16 protein-coding genes are annotated in these 16975 nt (G+C 42.0%); all 16 read left to right on the top strand.

Annotated features, from left to right (window positions below):
- The first annotated feature begins 21 nt into the window (after positions 1–21).
- Positions 22–1221, top strand: coding sequence for a 1-deoxy-D-xylulose-5-phosphate reductoisomerase (gene ispC, locus ACTG7Q_RS03665; protein WP_439241007.1), 1200 nt, complete (start codon positions 22–24; stop codon positions 1219–1221).
- Between the two features lie 67 nt (positions 1222–1288).
- Complete coding sequence (uppS, locus tag ACTG7Q_RS03660) at positions 1289–2005, top strand: polyprenyl diphosphate synthase (RefSeq protein ID WP_439241005.1); 717 nt, start codon at positions 1289–1291, stop codon at positions 2003–2005.
- Between the two features lie 13 nt (positions 2006–2018).
- Complete coding sequence (locus ACTG7Q_RS03655) at positions 2019–2882, top strand: phosphatidate cytidylyltransferase (protein ID WP_439241003.1); 864 nt, start codon at positions 2019–2021, stop codon at positions 2880–2882.
- Positions 2883–2894: 12 nt separating this feature from the next.
- Positions 2895–4223 carry a sigma E protease regulator RseP gene (rseP, locus tag ACTG7Q_RS03650; protein ID WP_439241001.1) on the top strand — a complete coding sequence of 443 codons (1329 nt, stop codon included), beginning with the start codon at positions 2895–2897 and terminating at the stop codon, positions 4221–4223.
- Positions 4224–4351: 128 nt separating this feature from the next.
- The gene (gene bamA, locus ACTG7Q_RS03645) at positions 4352–6718 is read left to right on the top strand and encodes an outer membrane protein assembly factor BamA (protein ID WP_439240999.1); all 2367 of its coding nucleotides are present in this window, start codon (positions 4352–4354) and stop codon (positions 6716–6718) included.
- Between the two features lie 110 nt (positions 6719–6828).
- Positions 6829–7407 (top strand): OmpH family outer membrane protein, encoded by a 579-nt coding sequence (locus ACTG7Q_RS03640; RefSeq protein WP_439240997.1) that lies wholly within the window; start codon positions 6829–6831, stop codon positions 7405–7407.
- A gap of 23 nt (positions 7408–7430) precedes the next feature.
- Positions 7431–8456 carry a UDP-3-O-(3-hydroxymyristoyl)glucosamine N-acyltransferase gene (gene lpxD, locus ACTG7Q_RS03635; RefSeq protein ID WP_439240995.1) on the top strand — a complete coding sequence of 342 codons (1026 nt, stop codon included), beginning with the start codon at positions 7431–7433 and terminating at the stop codon, positions 8454–8456.
- Positions 8457–8653: 197 nt separating this feature from the next.
- Entirely contained in the window at positions 8654–9106 is a 453-nt protein-coding gene (gene fabZ, locus ACTG7Q_RS03630) for a 3-hydroxyacyl-ACP dehydratase FabZ (protein ID WP_439240993.1), read from the top strand.
- Between the two features lie 22 nt (positions 9107–9128).
- Positions 9129–9917 (top strand): acyl-ACP--UDP-N-acetylglucosamine O-acyltransferase, encoded by a 789-nt coding sequence (lpxA, locus tag ACTG7Q_RS03625; protein ID WP_439240991.1) that lies wholly within the window; start codon positions 9129–9131, stop codon positions 9915–9917.
- A 70-nt stretch (positions 9918–9987) separates the two neighbouring features.
- A complete protein-coding gene (gene lpxB / locus ACTG7Q_RS03620) occupies positions 9988–11169 on the top strand; it encodes a lipid-A-disaccharide synthase (RefSeq protein WP_439240989.1) in 1182 nt (393 codons plus the stop codon).
- 2 nt (positions 11170–11171) lie between these two features.
- Positions 11172–11774 (top strand): ribonuclease HII, encoded by a 603-nt coding sequence (rnhB, locus tag ACTG7Q_RS03615; protein WP_439240987.1) that lies wholly within the window; start codon positions 11172–11174, stop codon positions 11772–11774.
- Positions 11775–11791: 17 nt separating this feature from the next.
- The gene (locus ACTG7Q_RS03610; protein ID WP_439241514.1) at positions 11792–13648 is read left to right on the top strand and encodes an SLC13 family permease; all 1857 of its coding nucleotides are present in this window, start codon (positions 11792–11794) and stop codon (positions 13646–13648) included.
- Positions 13649–13662: 14 nt separating this feature from the next.
- On the top strand, positions 13663–14253 hold the full coding sequence (gene mog, locus ACTG7Q_RS03605) for a molybdopterin adenylyltransferase (protein WP_439240985.1): 591 nt from the start codon (positions 13663–13665) through the stop codon (positions 14251–14253).
- A 9-nt stretch (positions 14254–14262) separates the two neighbouring features.
- Positions 14263–14601: a nitrogen regulatory protein P-II gene (gene glnB / locus ACTG7Q_RS03600; RefSeq protein ID WP_439240983.1), complete on the top strand. Its 339-nt coding sequence runs from the start codon at positions 14263–14265 to the stop codon at positions 14599–14601.
- 18 nt (positions 14602–14619) lie between these two features.
- Positions 14620–15672: an AI-2E family transporter gene (locus ACTG7Q_RS03595; protein ID WP_439240981.1), complete on the top strand. Its 1053-nt coding sequence runs from the start codon at positions 14620–14622 to the stop codon at positions 15670–15672.
- 108 nt (positions 15673–15780) lie between these two features.
- Positions 15781–16728, top strand: a complete 948-nt coding sequence (cysK, locus tag ACTG7Q_RS03590; protein ID WP_439240979.1) for a cysteine synthase A — start codon at positions 15781–15783, stop codon at positions 16726–16728.
- Positions 16729–16975: the final 247 nt, after the last annotated feature.

The following is a 16975-nucleotide window of genomic DNA, read 5'->3' as shown; positions in this document are numbered from 1 at the left end:
ATCAAAAAGGAACTAAGTTTCATGATGAAAAAACAAAACCTCGTTATCCTCGGCTCAACAGGCTCAATCGGTACCAGTACACTTTCCGTTATCGAACATAATCCCGAACAATATCAGGCATTTGCCTTAGTAGGTGGACGTAATGTGGATTTAATGGTTCAACAATGCGTGAAATTTCAACCGCAGTTTGCCGCCTTAGATGATGAAAGTGCGGCGAAAAAATTAGCCGAAAAATTAACCGCACTTGGGAGTAAAACGGAAGTATTAAGCGGACAAAAAGCGATTTGCGAATTAGCCGCTCACCCTGATGCGGATCAAGTAATGGCGGCGATTGTGGGGGCGGCAGGATTGTTGCCAACGCTTTCCTCTGTACAAGCCAGTAAAAAAGTGTTGTTAGCCAACAAAGAAAGTTTGGTTACGTGCGGACAGATTTTTATTGATGCGGTGAAAAAACATCATGCTCAACTGTTGCCGGTGGACAGCGAACATAATGCGATTTTCCAATCTTTACCGCCCGAGGCTCAGCAAAAAATCGGTTTTTGTCCGCTAAAGGAATTGGGTATTAGCAAAATTGTGCTAACAGGTTCTGGCGGTCCTTTCCGTTATACGGATTTAAGTGAATTTGATAGCATTACGCCAGCCCAAGCGGTGGCTCACCCGAATTGGTCGATGGGGAAAAAGATCTCGGTGGACAGTGCGACTATGATGAACAAAGGGCTGGAATATATCGAGGCTCGTTGGTTGTTTAATGCCAGTGCCGATGAAATGGAAGTGATTATTCATCCACAATCTATTATTCATTCTATGGTGCGTTATATTGATGGTTCGGTGATTGCACAAATGGGGAATCCTGATATGCGTACGCCGATTGCGGAAACTATGGCCTATCCTAATCGTATTATTTCAGGGGTTGCACCGTTAGATTTTTATCAGCTTAATGACTTGACTTTTTTAGCACCTGACTTTAATCGCTACCCGAATTTGAAATTAGCCATGGATGCCTTTGCCGCTGGGCAATATGCCACTACTGCCATGAATGCGGCCAATGAAATCGCCGTGGACGCTTTTTTAAATGGGCAAATTAAATTCACCGATATTGCCAAGGTCAATCAACAGGTGGTGGAAAAAATTCAACCACAACAGATTTTAGCGATTGATGATGTCTTGGAAGTGGATCGCTTGGCTCGGGAATTTGCAAGGAATGTGGTAAAAACTCAATGACATATGGCTTGGAAATATGCTATATTCACGCCCAAATTTTCAATTCACCTTTGTGATTTAGGATTAAATGAAAGAATTAGATCCGCATAATATACCGAAACATGTGGCCATCATTATGGATGGCAATGGACGTTGGGCGAAAAGCCAAGGTAAAATGCGTATATTTGGGCATACAAATGGGGTAAAAGCGGTACGCCGTGCGGTGTCTTATGCTCGCCAAATCGGGGTGCAATCCTTGACCATGTATGCTTTTAGCAGTGAAAACTGGAATCGTCCTGAACAGGAAGTGTCGGCCTTGATGACGCTATTTATGCAAGCCTTGGATTCGGAAGTGAAAAAGCTGCATAAAAATAATATTCGGTTAAATATTATCGGCGATACCTCCAAATTCAGTGAAAAATTACAACAAAAAATTATCAACGCAGAAAAATTAACTGAAAAAAACACCGCACTTTGCTTAAATATTGCGGCTAATTATGGTGGCTGTTGGGATATTGTGCAAGCCGCACAGAAATTGGCGTTACAAGTGAAAGCGGGAGAACTCGCTGTCGATCAGATTGATGAAAATTTGTTTCAGCAACATTTGGTCACAGAACAGCAACCGCCCGTAGATTTATTAATTCGTACCAGTGGCGAACAGCGGATCAGTAATTTTTTACTCTGGCAAATTGCCTATGCCGAATTATTTTTTTCACCGGTATTATGGCCAGATTTTAGTGAACAAGAATTTAACCAAGCTATTTGGGCTTATCAACAACGAGAACGCCGTTTTGGCGGGGCTTAAAGAGGGAAAACACGTGCTTAAACAACGTATTTTATCGGCAATCGTGATGATTGCACTGGTCTGTGCAGCATTATTTTTATTCTCGCCATTCTATTTTACTTTGGCGTTAGGCGTGATCGTCACTGCTGGCGTGTGGGAATGGACGCAATTTCCACGCTTAAAAATCGTTTGGCGTTTTGTGGCGACCTCGATTGCTTTGGCAATGTTATTTGTTTGGATTTTTAGCCAAGCGGATTATCTCAATGCTGGGCGTGTGTTTGCGGATTATGCAGAACCCTTATTATTAGTCGCCGTGATTTGGTGGGTTGTCGCACTGGGTTTGGTGATCACCTATCCGACTTCCGCCAATATTTGGGGCAAATCGGTCATTTTACAAATTATTTTCGCTTGTGTGACGTTGGTGCCGTTTTTAATTGCGGTGGCTGCATTACGTTTAGAAAATTACAATGTTGACAGTTTACACGGCATTCAATTATTGCTTTATGTATTTGTGTTAGTCTGGGCGGCCGACAGTGGCGCCTATTTTGCAGGGCGGAAATTTGGCAAACATAAATTAGCCCCGAAAGTGTCGCCGGGGAAAACTTGGCAAGGTGTGATTGGCGGTGTGATTACCGCTGGCGTGTTGTCAGAATTATTTATTTATTTTGTCGGCGATCAGTTCTTTATGCACGGAAATACCTTAAGTTTAACCGCACTTTCCATTGCAACCGTAGCGGTTTCGGTGTTAGGCGATTTAACCGAAAGCATGTTTAAACGTCAAAGTGGCATTAAAGACAGCAGTAATTTAATCCCTGGGCATGGTGGTATTTTGGATCGTATTGATAGCTTAACCGCCGCCGCCCCATTCTTTGCGTATTTCTACTTTTTCTGGCTTTAACAGGCGGTATTGATGTCATTTTTGTGGTCGTTAGTTTCGTTTATTATTGTGATTGGTGTACTGGTATCGGTACACGAATATGGGCATTTCTGGGCGGCCAGAAAGTGCGGTATAAAAGTGCATCGTTTTTCCATTGGTTTTGGTAAAGTCTTGTGGTCAAGAAAAGATAAGCAAGGTACCGAGTTTGCCGTTTCCTTAATCCCTTTGGGGGGGTATGTGAAAATGCTAGATGAACGCAATGAAACCGTGCCAGAAGAACTAAAATTCCAATCGTTTAACAGTAAAACCGTGTTACAACGTATGTTTGTGATTGTGGCAGGCCCAGCAGCCAATTTTATTTTTGCTATTTTAGCCTATTGGGTGGTGTTTGCCGTGGGGATCCCGAGTGTAAAACCGGTCATCGATGGCGTTAAACCCAACAGCATTGCGGCACAAGCACAACTTGTTCCGAATAGCCAAATTTTGGCGGTAGATGGCACCGAATCACCGGATTGGGAAACCATTAATATGTTGTTGGCGACCAAGTTAGGCAATGAGCAAGTCACATTAACCGTCACGCCGTTTGGGGAAAATCGTCCACAACAAAAAACCTTAAATATCCAAGCATGGACATTTGATCCCGATAAACAAAGTGCTTTTGGTGCCTTGGGCATTCAACCCGTAGGCAATCAAGTGGAAATGAAAATTGCCAAAGTGGTGGAAAATTCGCCGGCTGAAAAAGCAGGTTTATTGGTCGGTGATGAAATTTATACTGCACAAGGTGAAACCTTTGCATGGCAAGATTTTGTTAAACAAGTGCAACAAGGTCATCCGTTGTCGCTACAAATTCATCGTGAGGGGCAAATCTTGGCGGTGACTTTAATGCCAGAACAGCAAGAAAACCGTTATGTGGTTGGGATCGCACCGACCATTCATCCGATGAATGAACAGTATCGTACGGAATTAAAATATGATATGCTTGATGCCTTATGGAAAGGGGCGGAAAAAACCGCACAACTTTCTTGGTTAACCCTGAAAGTGATCGGCAAATTATTGACTGGCGATTTATCGCTGAATAATTTAAGTGGTCCAATTTCGATTGCTCAAGGTGCAGGGATTTCCTCACAAATCGGTTTCGTGTACTATCTTGGGTTTATGGCGTTAATTAGCGTAAACCTTGGGATGATGAATTTATTTCCATTGCCCGTATTAGACGGCGGACATCTGGTCTTTTTGGCAGCGGAAGGAATTAAAGGCAAGCCTGTTTCTGATAAGGTGCAAAATGTGTTTTATCGCATTGGTGCCACCCTTTTATTGATGTTAACAGCCTTTGCTTTGTTTAATGATTTTTTACGTTTATAGAACGTTTTAAAATTTTAGCAGTCTGTATAGATTGTATGGATGCGTATCCTATTTGTAAACGAATGTGTAAAAATTTTTAATATAGAAATTTTATCCGCGTTACTTTAATTTAATAAGGTCATTGTAAGATGAAAAAACTTTTAATAGCTAGTTTATTATTCGGTTCTGCGAGTGTTTATGCGGCCCCTTTTGTGGTACAGGATATTCGTGTGGAAGGTGTGCAATCTGGTTCAGAAATGAACGTGTTAGCAGGATTGCCCGTGCAAGTCGGCAAACGTGCTACTGATAATGATATTGCCAATGTGGTGAGAACCCTTTACGCTCGTGGTTATGATAATGTACGAGCAGACAGAGAGGGCAATACCTTAGTGATTGGGGTGACTCAACAGCCGATCATTACCGAAGTGACCTTTGATGGTAACAGCTCTATTCCGAATGAGGCATTAAAAGCAAATTTGGAGTCAAACGGATTTAAATCAGGTGAAACCTTAAATCGTGAGAAATTAGAGGGTTTCCGCCAAAGTTTAGTGGAGCATTATGCCAGTACAGGCCGTTACAACGCAAAAGTCGAGGCCATTGTTAACCCATTGCCAAACAATCGTGCAGAAGTAAAATTACAAATTAAAGAAAATGATGTCGCACTATTAAAAGAAGTGAACTTTGAGGGCAATAATCATGTGTCGAGCAGCAAATTAAAAGAACAAATGGAACTGCAAACGGACTCATGGTGGAAACTCTTTGGTAATAAATTTGCGGCGGATCAATTCAGTAAAGACTTAGGTGCAATCCAAGATTATTATGGCGAACATGGTTATGCCAAAGCCAAAGTGACTGACACCGACGTGCAAATCAGTGATGATAAAAATGAAGCTCGAGTGAAAATTGTGGTGGATGAGGGTGAGATTTATACTGTCACCAATGCCAGAATTATCGGGGATGTCGGTGGCATGCAAGATGCTTTGGCACCGCTGTTAAAAACAATTCATTTAAATCAAGAGTTTCAACGCAGTGAAGTGAAAAGCGTGGAAGATAATATTCGTGCCAAATTGGCCGAACAGGGTTATGCGAATGCGCAAGTGAATATTCACCCAGAATTTGATGAAACCAATAAAACGATGGCGTTAACCTATATTGTGGAAGCGGGGCGTCGTTATTCTGTACGCCAAATTCGTTTTGAGGGCAATACCGTTACGGCAGACAGAACTTTGCGTCAAGAAATGCGCCAACAAGAGGGAACATGGTTATCTTCCCAATTAGTTGAACTGGGTAAAATTCGTTTAGAGCGTACAGGTTTCTTTGAAACCGTGGAACAACGTACGGAAAATGTAAAAGGTACCGATGATGAATTAGATGTTATCTATAATGTCAAAGAACGTAATACAGGGAGTATTAACTTTGGTATCGGTTACGGGACAGAGAGTGGATTTAGCTATCAAGCGAGTGTCAAACAAGATAACTTCTTGGGTATGGGTTCGTCTATTAGCTTGGGTGGTCGTAAAGATGACTATACCACCAGTGTTAACCTAGGTTATACCGAACCGTATTTCACTAAAGACGGTGTCAGTCTTGGTGGAAACGTGTATTATGAAAAATACGATAACTCTGATGATGATACGTCAGCCAGTTATGCACGTACCACTTACGGGATCGATTTAACCTTAGGTTTCCCAGTCAATGAAAATAACTCTTACTATTTAGGTGTGGGTTATGCTTATAATAAACTGAAAAATGTGGTTCCAGAATATACTCGCCAAAAATATATTGATTCCATGGGGTATAGTGGTACCTCATTTAAATCACAAGACTTCACCTTTAAAGCGGGTTGGAACTACAACAGTTTAGACCGCGGTTATTTCCCAACCAAAGGGGTAAGAGCGAGTTTAGGTGGTTCCGTGACGATTCCAGGATCGGATAACAAATTCTATACATTAAGTGCAGATGCACAAGGTTATTATCCATTAGATCGTAACCGTACATGGGTGCTTTCTGCCCGTGCAGGTGCCGCTTATGCTAATGGCTTTAGTGGAAAATCTTTACCGTTCTATCGTAACTATGCCGCGGGTGGTATTGGTTCCCTACGTGGTTTTGCCTCTGGTGCGGTGGGACCGCAAGCGATTTATCTTACCCAAGATGGTCCTCGTTGGGACGACGATATTATCGGTGGTAATGCCATGGTGACGTCTAGTATTGAATTGATTGTGCCAACGCCATTTGTCGCAGATAAGAACCAAAATTCTGTACGTACCTCTTTATTCTTTGATGCGGGCAGCGTCTGGAATACAAAATGGTCTAACGCAGATAAAGATAAATTTAAGGCCACCTATCCAAATATGCCAGATTACAGCGATCCAAGCCGTATTCGGACTTCTGCAGGGATAGGATTCCAATGGCAATCACCGATTGGGCCGTTAGTTTTCTCTTATGCGAAACCATTGAAAAAATATGAGAACGATGATATTGAACAATTCCAATTTAGTATTGGTGGATCATTCTAATTGATTTAGATTGAACTAATCGGATTTTATAACCTCTAAGCAATACCCGTGCCAAATAGTGTTTATTTGGCACCTCAACAATATGATAATGAAAAAGGAAATTTATCCCCATGAAAAAAATTGTAAAAGCCACCGCACTTTCTTTAGCCTTAGCTTTCGCCTCATCTGCTGCATTTGCAGCAGAAAACATTGCATTTATTAATGCAGCGTATTTATTTGATCATCACCCTGATCGTGAAGCGATTACGAAAAAATTAGATGCAGGGTTCAAAAAACAAACTGATGAACTTGCAGCGAGTAAAAAATCCATTGATAACAAAATTGCGGCATTACAAAAAGAGGCCAAAAATTTACGTAGTGCAGACATTAAAAAACGTGAAGATGAAATCAATAAATTGATGAAAGCACATGATGCTAAAGTGCAGAAATATCAACAAGAGGCACAAAAGCAAGAAATGACGGAACGTGCGAAATTGTTAGAATCAATTCAAAACGCCACCAATACATTAGCAAAAGAAAAAGGCTATACTTATGTGCTCGACGCCAATTCAGTCGTGTTTGCTATTGACGGGAAAGACATTAGTGATGAGGTGTTAAAAGCCATTGGCGGTAAAGTGCCAACAGCAGACGCTCCTCAAGCTGAAATGAAAGCCGATAGCAAAGACGCTGAAAAACCAGCAGCAAAATAATCTTTTAACAGGTTAATTACTTTATGCGTTCTTATACATTAAAAGAATTAGCAGAACATATCGGCGGTGTCATGCGTGGCAACGCCGATGTTTTTGTGACGGCCATTGCGCCTTTAGATAAAGCGAGCAAGACCCATCTCACGTTTATTTCCAATGTGAAATATCGTCCTTATTTATCCCTTTCACAAGCCGGCATTTTGGTTGTGTCAGAGGCGGATGTGGAATTTTGTGCCGAGCAAGCGAACCTCATCATTGTGAAAAATCCTTATGTAGCCTATGCCTTACTGGCTCAATATATGGACAGTACACCTAAAGCAGCAACAGATATTGCGCCAAGTGCGGTGATTTCTAGCACGGTTTCTTTAGGTAAAAATGTTAGCATTGGCGCAAATGCCGTTATTGAAGATGGGGCGGTGATCGGTGACAATGCGGTGATTGGTGCCGGTTGCTTTATTGGACAGCACGCCCAAATCGGTGCGAACACGCAATTATGGGCAAATGTGTCGATTTATCATCATGTGCAAATCGGTGAACATTGTTTAATTCAATCAGGTGCGGTGATTGGGAGTGATGGTTTTGGGTATGCGAACGAACGTGGACGTTGGATCAAAATTCCACAAACGGGAACGGTCGTGATTGGTCACCATGTGGAAATTGGCGCTTGCACTTGTATTGACCGTGGTGCATTAGATAACACGGTGATTGAAGATAATGTGATCATTGATAACCTTTGTCAAATTGCCCACAATGTGCATATTGGCACAGGAACCGCCGTCGCAGGTGGCGTCATCATGGCGGGCAGTCTCACCGTCGGACGTTATTGCCAAATTGGTGGCGCCAGTGTAATCAATGGTCATATGGAGATTTGCGATCAAGCGGTCGTGACGGGGATGAGTATGGTTATGCGACCGATTACTGAACCCGGTGTTTATTCCTCCGGTATTCCATTACAGCCCAACAAAGAATGGCGTAAAACTGCAGCGTTAACCATGGATATTGACAAGATGAATAAACGGCTTAAAGCCTTGGAAAAGAAATTAGCCGACTAAATTAACGTATTTCGATAAGCTCATCTTCATGGTGAGCTTTTTTATGATTGAAAATTGGCTTAAATTTCACCGCACTTTACCTATTCATGAACTCAGCGGATCACTGTTTTATGACGGTTTTACTACAATCTATTTTTTAAATCATGTATAATTAAGCAAGACATATTAAAAATTGAAAAACATTGAAGGTAATTATTGTGACAACAGAAACTAGCCCATCTCGTATTATTGAAACAAAAGAAATTATGACATTATTACCCCACCGCTATCCATTTTTATTAGTGGATCGTGTGTTAGATTTCAAAGAGGGTGTGTGGTTAAAAGCAATTAAAAATGTGAGCGTGAATGAACCTTGTTTTACCGGTCATTTCCCGCAAGAACCGATTTTCCCAGGTGTATTAATTCTCGAAGCGCTCGCACAATCCATGGGCTTGTTAGCATTTAAAACCCATGAATTACAAGGCGGAGAACTGTTTTATTTTGCCGGAATTGATGACGCTCGCTTTAAACGTCCCGTGTTACCGGGCGATCAACTTGAATTATATGTCGAAGTGATTAGAGAACGTCGTGGTATCACGGCGTTTACAGGGATCGCTAAAGTCGATGGCGAAGTGGCTTGTGAAGCTAAACTCATGTGTGCAAGACGTTAATCATTAAGCATAAGGAGCAGATATGATCCATTCAAGTGCGAAAGTCCATCCCTCTGCCATTGTGGAGGATGGAGCTAAAATTGGTGAAGATGTGGTGATCGGACCATTTTGTGTGATTGGTTCACAAGTGGAAATTGGTAAAGGTACCGTTTTGCATTCACATGTTGTGGTGAATGGTATTACGACCATTGGCGAAGATAATCAGATTTTTCATGGCGCCACCATTGGTGAAGTCAATCAAGATTTAAAATATAATGGCGAACCCACTAAAACCATTATTGGCAACCGTAACCGTATTCGTGAAAATGTCACCATTCACCGTGGTACCGTACAAGGTGGCGGGGTGACACGTATTGGGGATGACAATTTATTTATGGTTAACGCTCATATTGCTCACGATTGCCAAATCAAAAACCGTTGTATTTTAGCCAATAATGCAACGCTTGCTGGTCATGTGGAATTAGATGATTTTGTGATTGTTGGTGGCATGTCTGCTATCCATCAGTTTGTGATTGTTGGTGCGCACGTGATGTTAGGTGGCGGTTCCATGGTCAGTCAAGACGTGCCACCTTATGTGATGGCACAAGGCAATCATGCTCGTCCATTTGGTGTCAATCTTGAGGGCTTAAAACGCCGTGGTTTTGAAAAGCCGACGTTACACGCCATTCGCAACGTCTATAAATTAATTTATCGGAGCGACCGAACCTTAGAAGAAGTGATGCCAGAAATTGAACATTACGCCAAAACAGAATCGGCGATCAGTTTCTTCTTAGCCTTTTTCAAACGCTCCACACGTGGCATTATTCGCTAGAAAAAAGTCGACGAATTTACACCGCATTTTTGAACATAAAGTGCGGTGATTTTTTATAAAGGACAGTGAAGTGGAAAATCAAGTAAATCCTCCGCAAATTACGCCTACTATTGCCATTGTCGCCGGTGAAGTCTCGGGTGATATTTTGGGGGCGGGCTTAATTCGTGCTTTAAAAAGTCATTACCCACAAGCCAAATTTATCGGGATAGCGGGCAAAAATATGCTCGCTGAGGGCTGTGAAAGCCTGATTGATATAGAAGAAATCTCGGTGATGGGATTGGCTGAAATTTTAAAGCACTTGCCTAGACTATTAAAAATCCGCAAAAACACGGTACAAACCTTGTTAGCCAAAAAACCGGATGTTTTTATTGGGATTGATTCCCCTGAATTTAATTTATATGTCGAACAAAAACTGAAAAATCAAGGCATTAAAACCATTCATTATGTCAGCCCGTCCGTGTGGGCGTGGCGACAAAAACGGATTCATAAAATTTCCCGAGCAACCGATCTTGTGCTAGCCTTTTTACCGTTTGAAAAAGCCTTTTATGATCGTTTCAATGTGCCTTGCCGCTTTATTGGGCATACCATGGCGGATGCGATTCCGTTAAAGCCAAACCGTGCCGAAGTATGTCAAATTCTTAATCTTGATCCAACGCAACAGTATCTGGCGATTTTAGTCGGAAGTCGGGGTTCAGAAGTTGAGTTTCTCACCGAACCTTTTCTAAAAACAGCCGTATTGTTAAGACAGCAATATCCTCATTTGCAATTTTTAGTGCCTTTAGTCAGTGAAAAACGCCGTGATCAATTTGAACGAATTAAGGCGCAAGTTGCACCTGAACTTGATGTGATTATCTTGGATGGCAACGCTCGCCAAGCCATGATGATCGCAAAAGCGACTTTACTTGCGTCAGGTACAGCCGCATTAGAATGTATGCTGTGTAAATCACCTATGGTGGTGGGTTATCGCATGAAACCACTCACTTATTTTTTAGCCAAACGCTTAGTGAAAACACCCTATATTTCCTTGCCAAATCTGTTAGCCAATGACATGTTGGTGCCAGAAATGATACAAGCGGATTGTACCCCTGAAAAATTAGCCGAAAAATTATCGGTTTATTTAGACCAATCCGAAAGTGCGGTGCAAAATCGTCAAGTTTTAATTCAGCGTTTTACTGAATTACATCAATTTATTCAATGTGATGCCGATAGCCAAGCCGCCAATGCCGTGATTGATTTATTGGAGGGAAAATAACCATGTCAGATTTTGAATATCCGCAAGGCGTTGAGTTGATTGCAGGCGTGGATGAAGTCGGGCGAGGCCCTTTAGTTGGGGCGGTGGTGACCGCTGCGGTCATTTTAGATCCCCATCAGCCTATTGATGGCTTAACCGATAGCAAAAAATTGAGTGAGAAAAAACGCTTATTATTAGCGGAAGAAATCAAGCAAAAAGCCTTAGCTTGGGCGTTAGGCCGTGCGGAACCCGAGGAAATTGATGAACTGAATATTTTGCATGCCACCATGCTTGCCATGCAGCGAGCGGTAAAATCACTGAAAATTCCACCGCAGTTTGTGTTAGTGGATGGTAATCGTATTCCTGATTTACCCATGCCGGCACAAGCGGTGGTAAAAGGTGATAGTAAAGTTGCTGAAATCAGTGCTGCGTCTATTTTAGCCAAAGTAGCCCGTGATCAAGAAATGTTAGAATTAGATCAACAATTTCCACAATATGAATTTGCCAAACACAAAGGGTATCCCACTAAAGCCCATTTAGAAAAGCTAGCGGAATTTGGCGTGTTACCACAATATCGCCGTAGTTTTTCACCGGTGCGTCAAATACTCGAGCAACATACCCTTTGATTTAAGGAAATATTGTGATGAATGCTGACTTATTTACTGCGTTACACACCCCATTAACCGCTGTGATCGTTTTGTTATTGGGGGCGATCTTTTTGTTTATTCAAAATAAATTGCGTATGGATACGGTCGCATTGGTGGTCATGCTTGCCTTTTGTCTGAGTGGCATTTTAACCGTTGAAGATGTATTTGCAGGATTTAGCGATCCCAATATTATTCTCATTGCATTATTGTTTATTGTGGCAGATGGTTTAGTGCGTACCGGCGTGGCCTATCAAGTGAGTGAATGGCTCATGCACGTCGCCAATAACAGTGAAACGAAAGTCCTTATTTTATTAATGTTATCCGTTGCGGGCTTGGGATCCTTTATGAGTTCTACGGGTATTGTGGCGATTTTCATTCCGGTGGTGTTGGTGATTTGTCAGCAAATGCACATTTCACCCAAACGTTTAATGATGCCGTTAAGCATGGCGGGCTTAATTAGTGGCATGATGACTTTGATTGCCACGGCGCCAAATTTGGTGGTAAATGCCGAATTAGTCCGCACACAAGCGGGACGTTTTGATTTCTTTTCGTTTACGCCTATTGGCTTAATTGTGTTGGTGTTAGGCGTATTCTATATGTTATTAGCTCGTCGTTGGTTAGCCTCGCCAGAGCAACATAATCCGCAAGAAACCGCCCGTTATTCCTTTAATGATCTCATTGAAAGTTATCAGTTACACCGCAGAATTAAACGTTTTGTGGTGTTAGCGGATTCCGATTTTATTGGGCAGAATGTCGAAGAATTACATTTACGGGCCAATTATGGTCTAAATATTTTAGCTATTGAGCGTTGGAAACGCTTTCGACCGATTTTTATGGCCGCCTCCCTTGGCAAAGAAGAAATTCGCCATAAAGATTTATTGATGATGGATATTAGTCAGCCAGACTTGGATTTGAGCGAATTTTGCCGTGCACATCATTTAGAATTGGCCCCTATTCGTAATGTTCATTTTAGTGAACAAGCTAAATCCATTGGCATGGCAGAAATTACCCCGATTCCCGACGGCAGTGCAGTGGGGAAAAGTGCGGTGCAATTACGCTTTCGATCCCATTATGGGTTGAATATTATTGGGATTAAACGTAACGGCGAGTTATTGCAAGGCAATCTTGCGGAAGAAATATTGAAAGTGGGCGATCTCTTGTTGGTGGTGGGGCAGTGGAAACTGTTACAACAATTACGGGATAAAACCAAATCTTTCTTTTTATTAAGTTATCCCAGTGAAATTGACAAAGCCGTTCCCGCAGCGAGCCAAGCATGGCATGCGATTTTTGCCATTGCGACCATGGTGTTATTAATGGTCACGGGCGTCGTGCCGAATGTGGTGGCCGCTCTTATCGCTTGTTTAATGCTCGGTAAATTCCGTTGTATTGACGCCAAAAGTGCTTATGCCAGTATTCATTGGCCGAGCTTGATTTTAATCGTTGGCATGATGCCTTTTTCCATTGCGCTACAAAAAACGGGTGGGGTGGATTTAGCCGTGGATTTTATGATTCACACCGTGGGAACCATGGGTAAACACTGGATGTTGATTAGCTTATTTATGCTCTGTGCGGTTGTTGGCTTGTTTATTTCTAATACGGCGACCGCTATTTTAGTGGCACCGATTGCGATTAGTATGGCGCAGCAATTACAGCTTTCGCCCATGCCTTTTGCTATGACCGTGGCTATTGCCTCGTCGGCGGCGTTTATGACCCCAATTTCTTCCCCGGTGAATACCATGGTGTTAGGGCCGGGTGGCTATAAGTTTGCGGATTTTGTTAAAATCGGTGTGCCATTTACATTGTTAGTTATGTTAGTCACGGTATTTTGTATTCCGTTGTTATTTCCATTTTAAAAATAAGGTAAAAAATGACCGCAGTTGATGAAAAAATCTTAAAAATTGGCTTGGTTTCCGTTTCTGATCGGGCCTCGCAAGGTATCTATGCCGATCAAGGCATTCCCGAATTAACCGTTTGGTTAGAACAAGCATTAGTGGATAAATTTTTAGTAGAAACCCGTTTAATCCCTGATGAACAGGATAAAATTGAGCAAACCTTGATTGAATTAGTCGATCAACAACAATGCCAGTTAGTTTTAACCACGGGCGGTACGGGGCCTGCAAAACGTGATGTGACACCGGAGGCGACACTGGCCGTGGCGGATCGTGAAATGCCGGGATTCGGTGAACAAATGCGTCAGGTGAGTTTACATTTTGTGCCTACCGCCATATTGTCACGGCAAGTCGGGGTGATTCGCAAAAACAGTTTAATTTTAAATTTACCTGGGCAACCCAAAGCCATTAAAGAAACCTTAGAGGGCGTGAAAGACGAACAAGGGAAAGTGCAAGTAAAAGGGATTTTTGCTGCCGTGCCTTATTGTTTACAGTTGATTGATGGGATTTATATTGATACGGATCCTGCTGTGATTGAAAGTTTCCGTCCAAAATCCGCTAAAAAATAGGAGCAAGTGATGAAAAAAATTGAAGCAATTATCAAACCGTTCAAATTAGATGATGTCCGTGAGGCTTTGTCGGATATTGGGATTACTGGCATGACAGTGACGGAAGTGCGAGGCTTTGGCCGTCAAAAAGGGCATACGGAACTGTATCGTGGCGCCGAGTATGCGGTGGATTTCTTACCGAAAGTCAAACTGGAAATTGTGATCGCAGATGATGTGCTACAACAATGTATTGACGCCATTGTAGAAACGGCTCAAACCGGTAAAATCGGTGATGGTAAGATTTTTGTGTATGATGTGGCTCGTGTGATTCGTATTCGCACCGGCGAAGAAAATGAAGAGGCGATTTAACTAAGTGCGGTATATTTTATGATAAAAAACAATCCATTACATCAATTTATTTTTGTGAGTGCCGCCTTGGTGATTATTTTGGCGGGCATTAAAGTGTCCTCTGTGATCGTGGTGCCATTTTTGCTGTCGTTATTTATTGCGATCATCTGTTCACCCTTGATTCGCTTTATGACTAAGCGACATGTGCCGCATTGGTTAGCGATTGCCTTATTATTGCTGTTGATTTTATTGGTGTTTTTCTTTTTAGTCGGCTTGATTAACGGATCGGCGCAAGAATTTACGCAATCCATTCCACAATATCGGCAATTAATGACCGCTCGCTTGAACGATATTCAGGCCATTGCACAAAAATGGCATATTCCCTTTTCTGTCAAGCCCGACGCTATTGTTAAGCATTTTGACCCGAGTTCAGTGATGAATTTCGCTAGCAGTTTGTTGATGAATTTCTCCAATGTGGTGTCCAATGCCTTTGTGTTAATTTTAGTGGTCATTTTTATGTTGTTAGAGGCACCCACCGCTAAACATAAATTTGCGTTGGTGTTTAGTCGTCAAGATGGCGAGGAAGAAAATCATTTAGAACGCGTGTTAGAAAGCATTATTGGTTATTTGGGCGTCAAGAGCATGATGAGCCTGTTGACGGCGGTGGCGATTTGGACGTTACTCACCATAGCAGATGTACAATATGCGATTTTATGGGCGACCTTAAGTTTTTTGTTTAACTATATTCCAAGTATCGGCTCGATTATTGCTACGATACCGATTATTTTACAAACGTTCTTACTAAATGGTTTTACCACCGGATTTGTGGTCACCATTAGCGTGATTGTTATTAACGTATCTATTGGTAATGTGCTAGAGCCGAGAATTATGGGGAAAAAATTAGGACTTTCTACTTTAGTGGTATTCCTTTCTCTTTTATTTTGGGGTTGGTTACTAGGCACCGTGGGTATGTTGCTTTCAGTTCCTCTGACGATGGCATTAAAAATTGCCTTAGAATCAAGCCCAAGTACAGAACGTTATGCCATTTTGTTAAGTGATCGATTGCCGAATAAAGGAAAAATACCGTCATAATTTAATGCAATTTAGTTATAAAATAGAACAAATAGCTATTTTTTTATTATTAAATATTATGTTACAAATAGCATCAACAATTAAATCATTCTTTCAAGGAGAAACACAATGACGATTTTTGCAGATAATTCCTATTCTATTGGTAACACCCCATTAGTTCGCTTAAACCATTTTGGTCAAGGCAACATTGTGGTGAAAGTTGAGGGTCGTAACCCGAGCTTTAGCGTAAAATGCCGTATTGGTGCCAACATGGTATGGCAAGCGGAAAAAGATGGCACGTTAACCAAAAATAAAGAAATTGTTGATGCGACCAGTGGTAACACCGGTATTGCTTTAGCCTATGTGGCCGCCGCCCGTGGCTATAAAATTACCCTCACCATGCCAGAAACCATGAGTACCGAACGTAAACGTTTATTACGTGGTTTAGGGGTGAATTTGGTGTTGACCGAGGGCGCCAAAGGCATGAAAGGAGCAATCGCCAAAGCCGAAGAAATTGTGGCAAGCGATCCAAACCGTTATATCATGTTGAAACAGTTTGAAAATCCGGCTAACCCTGCTATTCACCAACAAACCACTGGCCCTGAAATCTGGCAAGGCACAGAGGGAAAAGTGGATGTTATCGTGGCAGGTGTGGGGACAGGTGGTACCATCACGGGTATTAGCCGTTATATCAAACAAGATCAAGGCAAAGCCATTACCACCGTTGCGGTTGAACCAGCGGAAAGCCCTGTGATTACGCAAACCTTAAAAGGCGAAGAAGTGAAACCGGGTCCACATAAAATTCAAGGTATCGGTGCCGGCTTTATTCCGAAAAACTTAGATTTGAGCTTGGTTGATCGTGTTGAGCCAGTGGACAGTGAAACCGCCATTGCTACCGCACGCCGTTTAATGGCAGAAGAAGGTATTTTAGCCGGTATTTCCTCAGGCGCCGCCGTTGCCGCCGCCGAGCGTATTGCGAAATTACCTGAATTTGCTGATAAATTAATTGTGGTGATCCTCCCATCTGCGTCAGAGCGTTATTTAAGTACCGCTTTATTTGAAGGTGTAGAGGCATAAGCCCAATTTAATCCGAATCCCCTAAATAAAAATAATAAGTATAGATAGTATTTGACCAACTCAACTGAGTTGGTCTTTTTTGTCTGGGAATAGAAAATAAAAGCATGGGAAGTCAATGATTGATAACCTGTTGTTTGGCGTAGTTTTAGTTTATTTCGGCAGTTTATTTCGGCACATAAAAAAGACGGCATAAACCGTCTTTTCTTGTTGATTGGTGCTGAGCGGGACTTGAATAGAGTTTTATTTC

It is taken from the genome of Lonepinella sp. BR2474 (assembly GCF_051851555.1).
GTDB lineage: Bacteria > Pseudomonadota > Gammaproteobacteria > Enterobacterales > Pasteurellaceae > Lonepinella.
The sequence above is the reverse complement of the archived record's forward strand: the minus strand, read 5'-3'. Positions and strand labels throughout refer to the sequence as shown.

Excerpts from the sequence above, each read along its gene's own strand:
- ispC (WP_439241007.1), top strand. The coding sequence starts at position 22 with ATGATGAAAAAACAAAACCTCGTTATCCTCGGCTCAACAGGCTCAATC.
- uppS (WP_439241005.1), top strand. The coding sequence starts at position 1,289 with ATGAAAGAATTAGATCCGCATAATATACCGAAACATGTGGCCATCATT.
- rseP (WP_439241001.1), top strand. The coding sequence starts at position 2,895 with ATGTCATTTTTGTGGTCGTTAGTTTCGTTTATTATTGTGATTGGTGTA.
- bamA (WP_439240999.1), top strand. The coding sequence starts at position 4,352 with ATGAAAAAACTTTTAATAGCTAGTTTATTATTCGGTTCTGCGAGTGTT.
- ACTG7Q_RS03640 (WP_439240997.1), top strand. The coding sequence starts at position 6,829 with ATGAAAAAAATTGTAAAAGCCACCGCACTTTCTTTAGCCTTAGCTTTC.
- lpxD (WP_439240995.1), top strand. The coding sequence starts at position 7,431 with ATGCGTTCTTATACATTAAAAGAATTAGCAGAACATATCGGCGGTGTC.
- lpxA (WP_439240991.1), top strand. The coding sequence starts at position 9,129 with ATGATCCATTCAAGTGCGAAAGTCCATCCCTCTGCCATTGTGGAGGAT.
- rnhB (WP_439240987.1), top strand. The coding sequence starts at position 11,172 with ATGTCAGATTTTGAATATCCGCAAGGCGTTGAGTTGATTGCAGGCGTG.
- ACTG7Q_RS03610 (WP_439241514.1), top strand. The coding sequence starts at position 11,792 with ATGAATGCTGACTTATTTACTGCGTTACACACCCCATTAACCGCTGTG.
- mog (WP_439240985.1), top strand. The coding sequence starts at position 13,663 with ATGACCGCAGTTGATGAAAAAATCTTAAAAATTGGCTTGGTTTCCGTT.
- glnB (WP_439240983.1), top strand. The coding sequence starts at position 14,263 with ATGAAAAAAATTGAAGCAATTATCAAACCGTTCAAATTAGATGATGTC.
- ACTG7Q_RS03595 (WP_439240981.1), top strand. The coding sequence starts at position 14,620 with ATGATAAAAAACAATCCATTACATCAATTTATTTTTGTGAGTGCCGCC.
- cysK (WP_439240979.1), top strand. The coding sequence starts at position 15,781 with ATGACGATTTTTGCAGATAATTCCTATTCTATTGGTAACACCCCATTA.